The 12,974-nt window shown below is 71.5% G+C and carries 11 protein-coding genes; 5 read left to right on the top strand and 6 right to left on the bottom strand.

The window, feature by feature from the left end; translation table 11 throughout:
- The first annotated feature begins 4 nt into the window (after positions 1-4).
- Positions 5-142, top strand: coding sequence for a hypothetical protein (locus tag AB0I59_RS03635; RefSeq protein ID WP_358129647.1), 138 nt, complete (start codon positions 5-7; stop codon positions 140-142).
- Here the strand turns inward: AB0I59_RS03635 and AB0I59_RS03640 are convergent.
- Positions 106-747, bottom strand: coding sequence for a pyridoxamine 5'-phosphate oxidase family protein (locus tag AB0I59_RS03640; RefSeq protein WP_358129650.1), 642 nt, complete (start codon positions 745-747; stop codon positions 106-108). The genes AB0I59_RS03635 and AB0I59_RS03640 overlap by 37 nt on opposite strands.
- Positions 748-786: 39 nt before the next feature.
- Complete coding sequence (locus tag AB0I59_RS03645; RefSeq protein ID WP_061257366.1) at positions 787-966, bottom strand: hypothetical protein; 180 nt, start codon at positions 964-966, stop codon at positions 787-789.
- Between the two features lie 370 nt (positions 967-1,336).
- Between AB0I59_RS03645 and AB0I59_RS03650 the strand changes: the two genes are divergently transcribed.
- A complete protein-coding gene (locus AB0I59_RS03650) occupies positions 1,337-4,915 on the top strand; it encodes a serine/threonine-protein kinase (protein WP_358129653.1) in 3,579 nt (1,192 codons plus the stop codon).
- Positions 4,916-5,069: 154 nt separating this feature from the next.
- On the opposite strand, the gene AB0I59_RS03655 is transcribed toward AB0I59_RS03650, so the two are convergent.
- Both AB0I59_RS03655 and AB0I59_RS03660 read right to left on the bottom strand, forming a co-directional pair.
- Positions 5,070-7,079, bottom strand: a complete 2,010-nt coding sequence (locus AB0I59_RS03655) for a beta-galactosidase (protein ID WP_358129655.1) — start codon at positions 7,077-7,079, stop codon at positions 5,070-5,072.
- Positions 7,080-7,266: 187 nt separating this feature from the next.
- Entirely contained in the window at positions 7,267-7,914 is a 648-nt protein-coding gene (locus AB0I59_RS03660; RefSeq protein WP_358129657.1) for a beta-galactosidase, read from the bottom strand.
- On the opposite strand from AB0I59_RS03660, the gene AB0I59_RS03665 reads away from it, so the two are divergent.
- Together AB0I59_RS03665 and AB0I59_RS03670 are read left to right on the top strand one after the other, a co-directional pair.
- Complete coding sequence (locus tag AB0I59_RS03665) at positions 7,906-8,127, top strand: Beta-galactosidase C-terminal domain (protein WP_358129660.1); 222 nt, start codon at positions 7,906-7,908, stop codon at positions 8,125-8,127. The two genes, AB0I59_RS03660 and AB0I59_RS03665, sit on opposite strands and share 9 nt — an antisense overlap.
- A gap of 414 nt (positions 8,128-8,541) precedes the next feature.
- Positions 8,542-9,348, top strand: coding sequence for a hypothetical protein (locus tag AB0I59_RS03670; RefSeq protein ID WP_358129663.1), 807 nt, complete (start codon positions 8,542-8,544; stop codon positions 9,346-9,348).
- A 141-nt stretch (positions 9,349-9,489) separates the two neighbouring features.
- Here the strand turns inward: AB0I59_RS03670 and AB0I59_RS03675 are convergent, their stop codons facing one another.
- Both AB0I59_RS03675 and AB0I59_RS03680 read right to left on the bottom strand, forming a co-directional pair.
- A complete protein-coding gene (locus AB0I59_RS03675; protein ID WP_358129665.1) occupies positions 9,490-9,972 on the bottom strand; it encodes a spore-associated protein A in 483 nt (160 codons plus the stop codon).
- 84 nt (positions 9,973-10,056) lie between these two features.
- A complete protein-coding gene (locus tag AB0I59_RS03680) occupies positions 10,057-10,242 on the bottom strand; it encodes a hypothetical protein (RefSeq protein WP_061257373.1) in 186 nt (61 codons plus the stop codon).
- Between the two features lie 431 nt (positions 10,243-10,673).
- On the opposite strand from AB0I59_RS03680, the gene AB0I59_RS03685 reads away from it, so the two are divergent.
- Entirely contained in the window at positions 10,674-12,956 is a 2,283-nt protein-coding gene (locus AB0I59_RS03685) for a TIM-barrel domain-containing protein (RefSeq protein ID WP_358129668.1), read from the top strand.
- The last annotated feature ends 18 nt before the right edge of the window (positions 12,957-12,974 follow it).

The raw sequence follows: 12,974 nt of genomic DNA on the forward strand, positions 1-12,974 counted from the left end.
CCTGATGGCGATCATGGACGGCCTCACCGTCGAGCAGTACCGGGTCACGGTCCACACTCTCCGCACGATGGCGGCGAACCTGGAGACGGCCGGGCGGCGGGAGGTTCAGCCGATACGGGTTCCCGCGCGGCGCCGTACGTGATCGGGGACGTCGTGGCCGGCCGACGGGTCGGTCACCGGGGCCTGCCAGGTGGTGGAGAGAGGCAGCACGCCCGCCCACACGTCATGCGGATCGTCGGCGTCGTCGGGCGGGCCCTGCCGGATCTTGACCGACGCCTCCTCCAGCGAGATCGCCAGGATCGTGGTGGCCGCCAGTTCCTTGCGGTTCGGCCGGCGCGCGTACTCCCACTGCCCGGGGGCGGTGTGCTCGGTGAGGAGGCGGAGGGCCTCCAGCTTCTCCTCGCCCTCCAGAGCGCGCGGGACCCCGTAGATCACCGCGCTCCGGTAGTTGACGCCGTGTTCGAAGACCGACCTGGCCAGGACGAGGCCGTCGACGTGCGTGACCGTCACGCAGACGGTCCGCCCTTCGCCGGTAAGGCTGCGGCTGGCGACCGATCCGTGGATGTAGACGTGCTCGGAGTCGAAGCCGTAGACCGTGGGCACCACCATGGGTGCGCCGTCCACGATCACCCCGAGATGGCAGACGAACCCGGCTCCGAGGACGTCGAACAGCTCCTGCCTGCCCGTACGGCCCTGCTCGCGCAGCCTGCGGTGCCGGGTTCGGTCAGTTGTGGACAGATCACCCATGAGGTGACATCCAATCAGTACGGCAGAGCCGTTGGAAAGTCAGGCGGCCGAGGTCGGTCCCGGCTTGGGGAACCGGATGACGTTGCGGCCCGTGTACGCCCGCAGATCGACGATCTTGGTGTCGCGATTCTGCCTGCGGCGCAGTACCGACCTGATGTCCCTCACCTTGCCGAACGACATGTCGAGCGACTCGTCGAGCGACGTGACCACCCTCAGCATCTTCCGATCCCCCCGACCGTGATGATTCCGTTATTTACCAAGATGTCTACCGATCTACCCGTAAGACCGGTGTAAAGCAATTGAGGTTTTTGAGTTTATGGTGACCCCTGTTCCGCCTGCGGTCCGGTACCCCTCCATGCCGCCGCCGTCCGGCGAGCCGGTCAGGGGCGGCCGAGCCGCCGGTCGGGGCAGGCCGGACACGGCCGCGAGAACACGGCCGGCGCGGCGGTCGCCGCAGTGATGGCCAAGGCCCACCGGTAGCTGGGCCGGGTCGATCGTCGGCGGACGCCAGGGAGTACGAGCAGCGTAGAGTGCGACTCCGGTCCGAGTCCGACCCAACGGAGTTCGAATTTCACGCGTCAGAGAGAACATGACATCGGGAACGCTGATGGCCGAGGACCCGGCGCGCCTTGGGGACTACTGGATCGCCGGGCGGCTCGGCGCGGGCGGGCAGGGCGTGGTCTACGAGGCGTACGGCCCCGACGGCCGCCGGGTCGCGATCAAGGTGCTGCACGGCGACGCGGCGGAGGACGACGACCTGCGGCGCCGCTTCGGCCGCGAGGCGGAGGCGGCCCGCAGGGTGGCGTCGTTCTGCACCGCCCAGGTGATCGACGCCGTCCTCGACGGCCCCCGGCCGTACATCGTGAGCGAGTACGTCGAGGGAGTGAGCCTGCGCCAGGCGGTCGGCGAGGGCCGCCGGTTCGCCGGAGACGAGCTGCACCGCCTCGCCACCGCCGTGGCCACGGCGGTCGCGGCGATCCACGACGCCGGCGTGATCCACCGCGACCTCAAGCCGGACAACGTGCTGCTCGGCCCGGACGGGCCGCGGGTCATCGACTTCGGCGTCGCCCGCACCCTGGAGATGTCCCTCACCGCGACCGGGCTGGTCGCCGGCACCCCCACCTACATGGCGCCCGAGGTGTTCGTCGGGGAACGGGCCGGCCCGCCCGCCGACCTGTTCGCCTGGGGCGGCATCGTGCTGTTCGCCGCCACCGGCACGGATCCGTTCACGGCCGAGAGCCTCGGCGGTGTCATGCACCGGGTGCTCTCGGAGGACCCCGAGCTCGGGGTGCTGCCGCGCTCGCTCCGCCCCCTCGTGTCCGCGGCGCTGGCGAAGGACCCGAAGGCCCGTCCTGCCGCCCGCGAGCTGCTGCACGGCCTGATCTCCGGCACCCACGGCGCCGACTCGGGGGACCTGCTGGCGCTCGGCAGCGCGGAGGCCGGGCTGCTGACCGTGCCGGGACCCGGCGACCCGGGACTCGGCATGCTCGCCGAGGACGGGTACGGCATGCTCACCGCGGCCGAGCGTGAGCTGGTCCCCGAGGTGTTCCTGCGCCTCGCCACGGTGACCGACGACGGCGAGGTCGTCGCCAGGAGGGCGCCGCGCGCCGAACTGGTCGACGGCCGCCCGGAGGACGAGGCCGCCGCCGTCGCCCGGATCATCGAGGTCTTCGCGTACGTGCTGGCCGAGCGTGACGGTGAGATCGGGCTGTCCCGCCCGGCCCTGATCCAGGCGTGGCCCCGGTTCCGCGCCTGGGTCCAGGCCGAACGCGAGGGACTCGCCGTACTCCGCGAGATCACGGTCGCGGCGCGGCGCTGGAACCACGGCGGGGACGGCGACCTGCTCCAGGGGGACAGGCTGGACACCGTCCTGCGCTGGGCGGCCACCGGCCGCCGCCACCTGACGCTGAGCCGCCTCGAACGCGACTTCCTCGACGCCGGGTCCGCGCTGGCCCGCCGCCGGGCGGGACGCCGTCGCGCCGTCACCGTCGCCCTCGCCGCGCTGCTGGTGCTCGCGATCGGGTTCGGCGCCGCGACCGTACGGCAGAGCGCGGTCGTGAGCGAGCAGCGGGACCTGGCCGAGTCGCGTGGCGTCGCCTCCCTGGCGGACCGGCTGCGGGAGACCGACCCGGTCAAGGCGATGCTGCTCAGCGTCGCCGCCTGGCGGCTGGGCGACACCGCGGAGGCACGCGGCAGCCTGGTCACCTCACTCTCCCAGCGGGAGCAGGGCGTGCTGCGGCTGAAGGGCTCCGCCCACACGCTCAGCGGGGACGGGCGGACCGCCGCGTCCGTGGACGGTGACGGCGTCAGCGTCTGGGACGTGCCCTCGGGACGGCGGACGGGCGGCTGGTCCGGCCTCGGCGTCCGAGGCCGGCGCCTGCACTCGATCGCGCTGAGCGGCGACGGGCGCCTCCTCGCGGTCGCCGCCGGCACGTGGGTACGCGTCTGGGACGTGCGGACCGGCAAGGCGACGGGGAAGAGCCTGCCACTCGACGCCGGAGAGTACGAGCCGCACTACCCGATCGAGGTCGCGTTCGGAGCGAGCCCGCGCGTGCTGATCATCGGCTTCAGCGGCATGGTCCGGCTCTGGGACCTCGACACCGGAGCCGCGAGTCCCAAACGGCCGGGTTACCTGGCGGACGTCGACCCGGCCGGACGGATCGCGGCGATCGACGGCGTCGGCGAGCGCCCGCTGCTGTTCGACCTGCCCGGCGCCACGCGGCGCCGTACGCCCCCGGGTGTCTGCGGCACCGGGCCGCCGACGACGGCGGACGACGGGATCGGACCGCAGGCGCTCGCGTTCAGCCCGGACGGCCGTACTCTCGCGTGCGTCGCCGACGAGGGCATCACCCTCACCGACCTCGCGCAGGGAAAGACAGGGGAGCCGTTCGGGCCCGCCGCGACGGGACGGCCGGCGGTGACCTTCAGCGCGGACGGCCGCTTCCTCGCGGTCCGCGGCGAGGACGCCGTCAGGGTGTGGCGGGTGGCCGACCACGCGCCGCTGCTCGTCCACCCCACCCTCGGCGAGGCCGCGCAGGTGCGGTTCGACCGCGACGGAGGGGCGCTGCGGTACGTCCTCGACGACACGGTCCACACGGTCGGCATCGCGGACCTGACCCGGCCGGCCACGGCCGGGCCCGCGAACGAGGCGGCCGTGCTCACGCCGGACGGGAGGTTCGCCGCCGGCGACGCGAACGGCTCCGGCGCCGTCACGCTCCGCGACACGCGAACCGGGCGGGCGGCGGGCGCGGCGATCGCGGTCACCGAGTCGGTGCAGCAGGTCGCCTTCAGCCGCGACGCGCGGATCGTGGCGGTCGCCGACGACGCCGGGAGCCGGGCGTGGGTGACGGACCGCCGGAGCGGTCACACGCTCGCGACCACCACGGTCCGGGACGCGGCGAACTCCTCCATCCTCGGCGTCGCCGTCAGCCCGGACGGTACGAGAGCCGCCGCGGCCATGGTGACGTCGGCGACGAGTGCGGAGATCCACGTCGCCGACCTGAGCACAGGCACGTGGCGCGTCTCGGCGAAGATCTCCGACGGGGGCGCCTCGCGGATGGTCTTCAGCCCCGACGGGCGGCTGCTGGCCGTGCTCGGGCAGGACGCCGGCCATCTCGTCGACGTCGCCTCGGGGGAGGCGCGGTCCTTCGCCGCGACCGGCCAGACGCTGACAGCGGTCGCCTTCCATCCGCGCGACCCGATCGTGGTCACCTTGGACGGCGCCGGCCGGGTGATCGCCTGGGACACCCGGAGCGGTGAGCGGCACGGTCCGGTGCTCCGCACCGAGCGGAACGCGGTGGGCGCGATGGCGTTCACCGCGGACGGAGCCCTGCTCGCCACGGGCGCTGGCCGGGAGGTCAGGCTGTGGGACATCGGCTCGGGGACGGCGATCGGGGAACCGATCAGCGCCCACGGGGCCGACGTGGTGTCCGTGGCCTTCGGCCCCGGCGCCACCGCCGATCCCGGAGGTTCCGCCGGTTCCGCCGGTTCCGGTGACCCGGTCCTGACCAGCCTCGACGCGGGAGGGGCGGTCAGGACCCGGCCGGTGACCCCGGACGCCGTCGCCGCGGCCGTGTGCGCGCGGGCGGGCCGCACTCTCTCGGAGGACGAGTGGCGCGACCACCTCCCCGGCCTGCCGTACGAGGACGTGTGCGCGCGTACGTCCTGAGCCGAGGCGGCCGCGCGTCCTGGGCGGGAAGCACTGAGAAGGATGTCAGGATCCGGCCGCTCCTGGACCGTCGCGCCGCGACCCGTTGATCGCGCGACCCGCCTCGGCGAGGCACCGCGGTTCCGGCGTCGACGCGTGACGTCGTCCGGGCGGGTCAGTCCGCCCGGACGACCGCGAAGGCGCCCGGTCCCAGCGTGCCGGTGACGGGGGCGTCCGTGACCAGGTCGCGGCCGTGCACGGGGACCGGCTGTTCGGCCGACGTGTGGTTGATCGCGAAAACCAGGTCCGCCCGCCGTACCAGCTCGACCCCGGGTGTGTCGGTGCCGGAGAGCCCGGCGGCGGCGAGGAGCCGGGTGTAGCCGTCGTCGTCGAGCCGGGTGGAGAGGTACCAGGCCGCGCCGGCGCCGTGGAGGTTCCGGGTGATCGCCGGACCTCCTCCGGGGTAGACCGCCACCGCGTCGGCCCCCTCCAGATGGACGACCTCGCTCCACACCGTGGCGGTGAACGCCGGGATCATCGGAGTGGCGAGGGCTTGGCCGGGTGCGGCGGCACGGTCGAAGGCGGGAGAAACGCCGAAGGCGGTCGCCGCGAGGGGGACGGGCTCGGCCAGGGGTTGGAACTCCTCCACCCGTACGCCCAGGAGCTCGCGGAACGCGCCGGGATGGCCGCCGAGCCGTACTCGGGTGTGCTCGTCGGCGACGCCGCAGAAGAAGGACACGACCAGCGTGCCGCCCCGCTCGACGTACGACCTGAGGTTCGCCGCGTCCGCGTCCGTGATCAGGTAGAGGCTCGGCACGAGTACGACGCGATATCCCGAAATATCGTGGGAAGGGTGGGCGAAGTCGGCGGTGATGCCCTGCCGCCACAGCACCCGGTGCGCCTGTCGCACGGCGTCGAGGTAGTCGAGCTCGGCGGACGGCAGGCCGGGGGACTGGAGCGCCCACCACGCCTCGTCGTCCCAGAGGATCGCGACATCCGCCTCGACGACCCTCCCCGCCGGGGGCGGGGCGGGGATCCGGGAGAGTGTGTCGCCGAGTTCGGCCACCTCGCGGAAGACGCGGGAGTCGGGGCCCGCGTGGGGCACCATGCCGTGGTGCCACAGTTCCGCGCCGCCACGGGAGGCACGCCACTGGAAGAACATGGCGCCCCCCGATCCACGCGCGACATGCTGCAGGCTGTGCCTGGCGATCTCGCCGGGCGCCTTGGCCGCCATGCGGCGTGCCGTGTACACCACCCCGGCGGCCTGCTCCATGAGAAGCCACGGCCGCCCGCCCGCCCAGGACCTGGCCAGGTCGGCGGCGAACGCCGTCTGCTCCGCCGCCGCGATCCCCGGCTCCGAGGGGTAGTGGTCGATCGCCACCAGGTCGGCCTCCGCCGACCATTTCCAGTGGTCCACCGGAACCCAGCCGCCGAGGACGTAGTTCGTGGTGATCGGCACGTCCGGGGTGAAGGCGCGGAGCACGTCACGCTGCTCGCGGTAGCACCCGAGCATCTCGTCGGACAGGAACCGCCGGAAGTCCAGGACCTGGGCCGGGTTGGGCAGGTACTGCGTCGCGCGCGGTGTGGTGACCTGCGCCCAGTCCGAGTGGTGCTGGCTCCAGAACGCGGTCGTCCAGGCGTCGTTGAGCGCGTCGAGGGACCCGTGGCGCTCCAGCAGCCAGCTCCGGAACGCCGCCGCCGCGTGGTCGCAGTGGCAGCCGGTGCCGTACTCGTTGTGTACGTGCCACATGGCGAGGGCCGGGTGCCCGCCGTACCGTTCGCCCAGCGCCGCCGCGATCCGCTTCGCCGCCTCGCGGTAGGGCGGGGCGCTCACGCAGTACGTGTCCCTGCTGCCGTGCGTGAGCCGTACACCGTCACGGGTGACGGTGAGCGCGTCAGGATGGGCGAGGGAGAACCAGGGCGGGGGCGAGGCGGTGGGCGTGGCGAGGTTGACGGCGATCCCGGCGTCGCCGAGCAGGTCGAGGACACGGTCGAGCCACCCGAAGGTGTACCGCCCCTCGGCGGGTTCGAGCCGGGACCAGGAGAAGACGCCGACGGTCACCATGTTCACCCCGGCGCGGCGCATGAGCGCGACGTCCTCGTGCCAGACCTCCTCCGGCCACTGCTCCGGGTTGTAGTCCCCGCCGTAGCGGAGACCCTCGGTTCCTCCCGGCCACGCCGCCATCGGCCCTCCCTTTGTCTGGAGGTCAAACTAATTGGCGGAGATCGCGGAGTCAACGGCACGAGAGCCGGGCGGACACCGTCTGACGGCGCGCGCTCGCCACCACGCCGACGGCCCCGGTCAGGCGTCCACGGTCAGGCGTCCACGGTCAGGCGTCCAGGGTCAGGCGTCCACGGTCAGGCGTCCACGGTCAGGCGGAGGCGCGTACGACGAGAGTGGTGGGGAGGATCACCGAGTCCACGTGGGGAGCGCCGTCGATGAGGTCGAGCAGCAGCCGTACGGTCTCCTCGGCGACCTGCGCCAGCGGCCGGCGGACCGTGGTCAGCGGGGGATGGGTGGACACCGCGACGGAGGAGTCGTCGAAGCCCCCGACGGCCACGTCGTCCGGGACCTCACGCCCGGCGGCCCTGAGCGTCGCCAGGGCGCCGGCCGCCATCAGGTCGCTGGCCACGAAGACGGCGTCCAGGTCGGGGGAGCGCTCAAGCAGCTGCGCCATCGCGGTCTCGCCGCTCCGCCGGGTCCAGTTGGTGGTGACCGGCAGGTCGCAGTGCCGGCGGATGATGTCGCGCTCGCGGCGGAAGTTGGCGATGTGCGCGTCGACGGAGAAGCGCATGAAGTCGAGCTGGAGCGCGGTGAGCAGCCCCGGCGGGGCGAGCCTGGGGGGCTCCACCTTGTCGAACGAGCCGTAGCTGAGCCCCCAGAAGGTCGTCCCCCACGCGCGGTTCAGCGCGGCGACGGAGCCGTGCCGGTCACGCAGCCAGTCCCGGAACGCCTCGGCGGAGGTCTCGCAGTAGCAGTGCGCGTTCGCCCAGCCGTACTCGTTGTGCACGTGCCACATCGCGAGGCCCTCGACCAGGCGGGCGTGTCCCGGCCGCGCGACCTGCCCGACACTCTGGAGTTCGTACGGCGGGGCGCGCACGTCTTCCTCGTCAACCACGGTGACGAGCCGGTCACGGTCCACGGGGTGACGGGGGTCGACGTGTTCGACGGTGTGTCGCACGCGGGGGCGGTCACCGTACCGCCCGGCGAGGTCACCGTGATCCGCGCCTGACAGTGATGACGTCGATGAGCGTCTCCCGGTGGGGCCTGACCCGGCGCCTGCATGACTTCGGGCTTTCCGATGGCCGCCGGTGTCCTCCGATGGCTTCCCGCCGGCTTGCGTCCGGATTCGCCCGGGTTTGTGAACCAGTGTGACTGATGGGGCGTCTCCCGGGGCAGGGAGGCCCGGATGGATCCACTCGACCGCCTCGTCGCCGAGCTCCGCCTCGAGCTCGTCCTCGTCGAGGCACTGCATGAGGAAGCGGACCGGCTCGTCACCTCAGCCGGCCGCTGACACGAAAGGCGCCCGCTCCTCAGCCGGAGGGGCGGGCGCCCCAGGTCGGCAGTACGTGGCCGTCTCCCGGGCGAGGGCTTTCGCGGCGAACGCGGCGAAAAAGGAGTGGTAGATCACTGCATAATTCCTGCCATGTCGAACCACGGTATGGCGCGGATCATGATGGCGGGATCCCTGGTCGCCGCAGCGCTCACGGGTTGCGGAGTGATTGAGGACATGGTGACCGACCCGGCGGTGATCACCGAGAGCCGGCCCTTCCAGGGGTCGCCCGCGGAGAACTTCGCCGAGGGAGCCGACGGCATCGTTGTTCCCGAGGCACGGGAGGTGGGGAGCTTCTCCGCGAAGGACGTCGAAGAGGCCTTCCAGATGAGCAAGCGGCTGCTGGAGGCGGCCCATCTCGACCGGCGGACGCTGCTCGGTGGGAAACCCGACGCCTTCGCGAACCTGCTGGATCCCGAGCAGCGGACGTTCTTCCTGGAGAACCTGGACAGCAAGGACCAGAAGAAGAACACCCGGGTCTGGGTGACCAGTTTCGCCCCTGGCTCGGCTGAACTGGTCGGCGACGCCATCAAGGTCCAGGGCCAGATGGCCGCCGAGGTGGGCAATAACGAGCAAGGCCGGCCCGAGCTGCGGGTGAACTACACGATCAGGACGATCTACGCGGTTCGCCCCTTGGGTGAGGAGACCCCCATCATCCGCGTGATGGCCTTCGTCAAGGCTCGGCACGAGTACTGGCGGGACGAGCCGGGCGGCCCGCTACGTCACTGGGACGGCGAGAGCGTCGACATGTGGACGGCGGGTACGGAGTGCGATTCGAAGGACGGGTTCGCGCATCCCGCGTACGTGGGCGAGTGGAACAGCATCGGCCAGGCGGACGCCTACGACGACGACACGCCCGCCCTCAAGGAGGGGGAGTGCGGGTCGGTCGCCGAGATCTGATCGTGTCCAGGCTCGCCGAGCTGCCGGACTTTCGGCACCCCGGCCGCCTCGCACGTGCACGGTGAGCCGGCGGTCAAGCACTGGCGCGCGCGCCGTACGGCTCCCACGACGAGCGGCGGGAGCCGTACGGTCACCACGGGGTCAGCGGCAGTGCTTCCACGTCTTCAGGCTGCCGCCGTAGGCGACGGTGCTCTGGTTCCGGGCGTTCGGCGAGTCGCTCGGCAGGTGCATGGTCGCCCAGTACTTGACGCACTTGCCCGCGGCCTCCAGCCGCACCGGGCCGGCGTACTTCTTGAAGTTGCCGCTGTCGGTACGGCTGCCGCCGCGCTTCACGTCCAGCGAGGCCGTCATGTAGCTGGCCTTGCCCACGTACTTGGTTTTGACAACGGTGACGCAGTTGTACCCGTTGCTGCGGTTGTACAGCAGGTAGAGGTACCCGTAGACGTCGCCGTAGTGGGTCTTCACGGGAACCTTGTTGACCTGGACGGTGTAGCCCGATCCGCAGATGCTCCGTGCGCTGGTGGCGGCCGCCTGCGCGGGCATGGCGGCGGCGGTGACGCCGGCGAAGGCCGTCATCGTGAGGGCCACGCCGACGCACGCCCTCTTGGCGGAGGAACTGATCACTGGTGTCCTTTCTCCGATCATTTCAGAGAGTCACGCTAGATCGTTTATCCGCTTTTGGGTGTGACGTTTACCCCAAATTCGGGCTTACGCCTCGGCCGAGGCTTCCCATTGGTGGCAGGGGCGGACGGCGTGGTGGTGGTAGATCATGCCCACCGGCTCGCGGGTGGCGACGGTCTCGACCGGCTCGCCTCCCGGCCCGCAGACACAGTCGGGGGTGCCTTCATGGCCGATGACGTCGTCGAGTGGCATCACGTGAACGAAGCTGGCCATGGGGGCATCCCTTCCGCGTCAATTAACCCCCGATATTACCTCAAAAGTGGATAAAACGGACAGCGATTCCTTAATTAGCCGCAGTTGCCCCGGTCGAGGCGGCCTCCGTGCGCGGACTTCTAGCCGTCGGGGGAGCCGGCGGGGGGAGGGTGACGGTTGTGATCGTGGTGAGCGTCAGGGCCCCCGCCTTGACGAACTTGATCATCCGGTTCCAATCCTTCGGGGGAGACCGCCCGGTCCGGGCGACCCGATCTTGGCCCGGTCGAGTATGCCGAAATTGACCGCGTCTGTAAAGGATCATTAGGGAAGATCCGAAATATCCGAATGTGGCATCCCCTGGGCTGCCTCCGCGGCCATGGACCCGTTGACGTTTGTTGGGATGGTCGGCAAACTAATTCGCACAGTATTCGGATGACCGATGGAGTGCAGCGATGCCGTACCGTCCTCCCCTGATCGCGCACGAGTACTTCAGCGCGGACCCCCCGGAGCTCCCCGTACGCGAGCACGGGGAGGAGGGGCTGTCCGCGGTGCGGCGTGCCGAGGTGGTGGCCTCAGACGGCCACGGCGTGACGCTGAAAGTGGTCACCTCGGCGGAGGAGACGCTCGTCGTGCGGGTCGCCGTTGCGGGCGAGGGCGTGATCCGGGTACGGCTCGGCCAGGACGCCGACGCCCGGACCCGGTCCGCCCGCGCGATCACCATGGTCACCCCGGGTGTGTACGGCGGGGCGGTGGTGGAGGCCGGTGAAGGCCGGGTGGCGCTGGACGCGGGGTCGCTGCGGGCCGAGATCCGGCTGGACCCGTGGAACGTCCGCTTCACCGACAGGGCCGGGCGCACGCTGGTCGAGCAGGATCCCGGCAGGAAGGACATCAGCGGGCGGCTGCGCACCCTCCCATTTGGCCGCTCGCTCGTCGACGGCGCCGCAGTGGCCTACCACGAGACCTTCCTCGCGCCCGCGGACGAGGCGTTCGCCGGGTTCGGCGAGTCGTTCACCCCCGTGAACAAGCGCGGCCAGCGGCCGCTGATGTGGAACTTCGACGCGTTCGGCGCCGACTCGCAGCGCGCGTACAAGAACGTGCCGTTCTACCTGTCCTCCAGGGGCTACGGCGTCCTCGTGGACAGCGGCACGCCGGTGGAGTTCGACATGTGCCAGTCCACGCACAGCGACGTGCAGATCATCGCGCCGGACGACCTGATCGACTACTACGTGATCGCCGGGCCCACCCCGGCTGAGGTGCTCGACCGGTTCGACGGGCTGACCTGCCGGCCCGAACTGCCGCCCAGGTGGGCGTTCGGCACCTGGATCTCCTCGGGGTTCTTCCGCGACAGCCAGGAGCGGGTGCTGGAGCGGGCGAGGAAGATCAGGGAGCGGGGCATCCCGTGCGACGTCCTCCACCTGGACACCTACTGGCAGACCGACGGGCATTGGTCCGACCTGCGGTGGGACAGCGAGAACTTCCCCGACCCGGAAGGCATGCTCGCCACGCTCAAGGAGCAGGGCTTCCAGGTCTGCCTCTGGATGAACCCGTACATCTCCCACCTCAGCCCGGCCTTCGCCGAGGCCGCCGAGAAGGGATACTTCCTCACCAAACCCGACGGCGAGGTGTACGTCGCCGACTCCTGGCACGGCTCGTACCCGCCGTGCGGCATCGTCGACTTCACCCACCCCGGCGCCGCGGAGTGGTTCAGGGGCCTGCTGCGCGACCGGCTCCGCGAGGGCGTCGCCGTATTCAAGACCGACTTCGCCGAGGGCGTGCCGTACGACGCGGTGGCCGCCAACGGGATGACCGGCACCGACCTGCACAACGTCTACGCACTGCTGTTCAACGACCTGGTCGCGGGCGTCACCCGGGAGGTCGCCGGGCACGGCATGGTGTGGGCGCGCTCCTCCTTCCTCGGCGGCCAGCGGCACGCGGCGCAGTGGAGCGGCGACGTCGACGCGATCTATCCGGCGATGGGCAGCACGATCCGCGGCGGCCTGTCGCACGGCCTGTCCGGCATCCCGTACTGGAGCCACGACGCGGGCGGCTTCACCGGCACCCCGACGCCCGACCTCTACATCCGCTGGTCCCAGTTCGCGGCGCTGTCGCCGCTCGTCCGGTTCCACGGCACCACCAGCCGCGAGCCGTGGGAGTTCCCGCCGGACGCCGAGCGGGCCGCGATCGAGGCGCTCCGGCTCCGCTACCGGCTCATGCCGTACATCTACTCGGCCGCGGTGGACGCCGCGCGGACCGGCGCGCCCATGATGCGCGCGCTGTGCGTGGACCACCCGGACGACCCCGCGGCCTGGCAGGCCGACCTGGAGTACCTCCTCGGCACGGACCTGCTCGTCGCGCCGATGATCTCGGCGGACGGCGTCCGTGACGTCTACCTCCCGGCGGGCCGGTGGGTGGACCACTGGACCGGTGACATCCACGACGGCGGCCGCCACATCAGGGTCGCGCCGCCGCTCGACCGGATCCCCCTGTTCGTACGGCACGGCGCGCTCATCCCGGTGACCGAGCCCGGTGACACGGTCGCGGACGACCCCCTGATCACGCTGGTCGGCTACGGCGTCGCGGACGACGGGACCCGGCAGGTCATCAGGGACCCCGACGGTGACACCACCGTCACCGCCACCCGCGACGGCGACCGCCTGATCGTCGCCGTCGAGGGCCCCAAGCGGATCTCCGGCGTCGAGTTCGTGGGCCCCGGCGCCGAGGTCGTCATCAACTAGCACCCCTGGAGAAGGACC

It is taken from the genome of Microtetraspora glauca (assembly GCF_040656155.1).
Classification (GTDB): Bacteria; Actinomycetota; Actinomycetes; order Streptosporangiales; family Streptosporangiaceae; genus Microtetraspora; species Microtetraspora glauca.

Bases quoted from the DNA above. Each gene is read 5' to 3' on its own strand.
- AB0I59_RS03685 (WP_358129668.1), top strand. From the start codon at position 10,674: ATGCCGTACCGTCCTCCCCTGATCGCGCACGAGTACTTCAGCGCGGAC.
- AB0I59_RS03635 (WP_358129647.1), top strand. From the start codon at position 5: ATGGCGATCATGGACGGCCTCACCGTCGAGCAGTACCGGGTCACGGTC.
- AB0I59_RS03680 (WP_061257373.1), bottom strand. From the start codon at position 10,242: ATGGCCAGCTTCGTTCACGTGATGCCACTCGACGACGTCATCGGCCAT.
- AB0I59_RS03640 (WP_358129650.1), bottom strand. From the start codon at position 747: ATGGGTGATCTGTCCACAACTGACCGAACCCGGCACCGCAGGCTGCGC.
- AB0I59_RS03650 (WP_358129653.1), top strand. From the start codon at position 1,337: ATGACATCGGGAACGCTGATGGCCGAGGACCCGGCGCGCCTTGGGGAC.
- AB0I59_RS03655 (WP_358129655.1), bottom strand. From the start codon at position 7,079: ATGGCGGCGTGGCCGGGAGGAACCGAGGGTCTCCGCTACGGCGGGGAC.
- AB0I59_RS03660 (WP_358129657.1), bottom strand. From the start codon at position 7,914: ATGTGGCACGTGCACAACGAGTACGGCTGGGCGAACGCGCACTGCTAC.
- AB0I59_RS03645 (WP_061257366.1), bottom strand. From the start codon at position 966: ATGCTGAGGGTGGTCACGTCGCTCGACGAGTCGCTCGACATGTCGTTC.
- AB0I59_RS03670 (WP_358129663.1), top strand. From the start codon at position 8,542: ATGTCGAACCACGGTATGGCGCGGATCATGATGGCGGGATCCCTGGTC.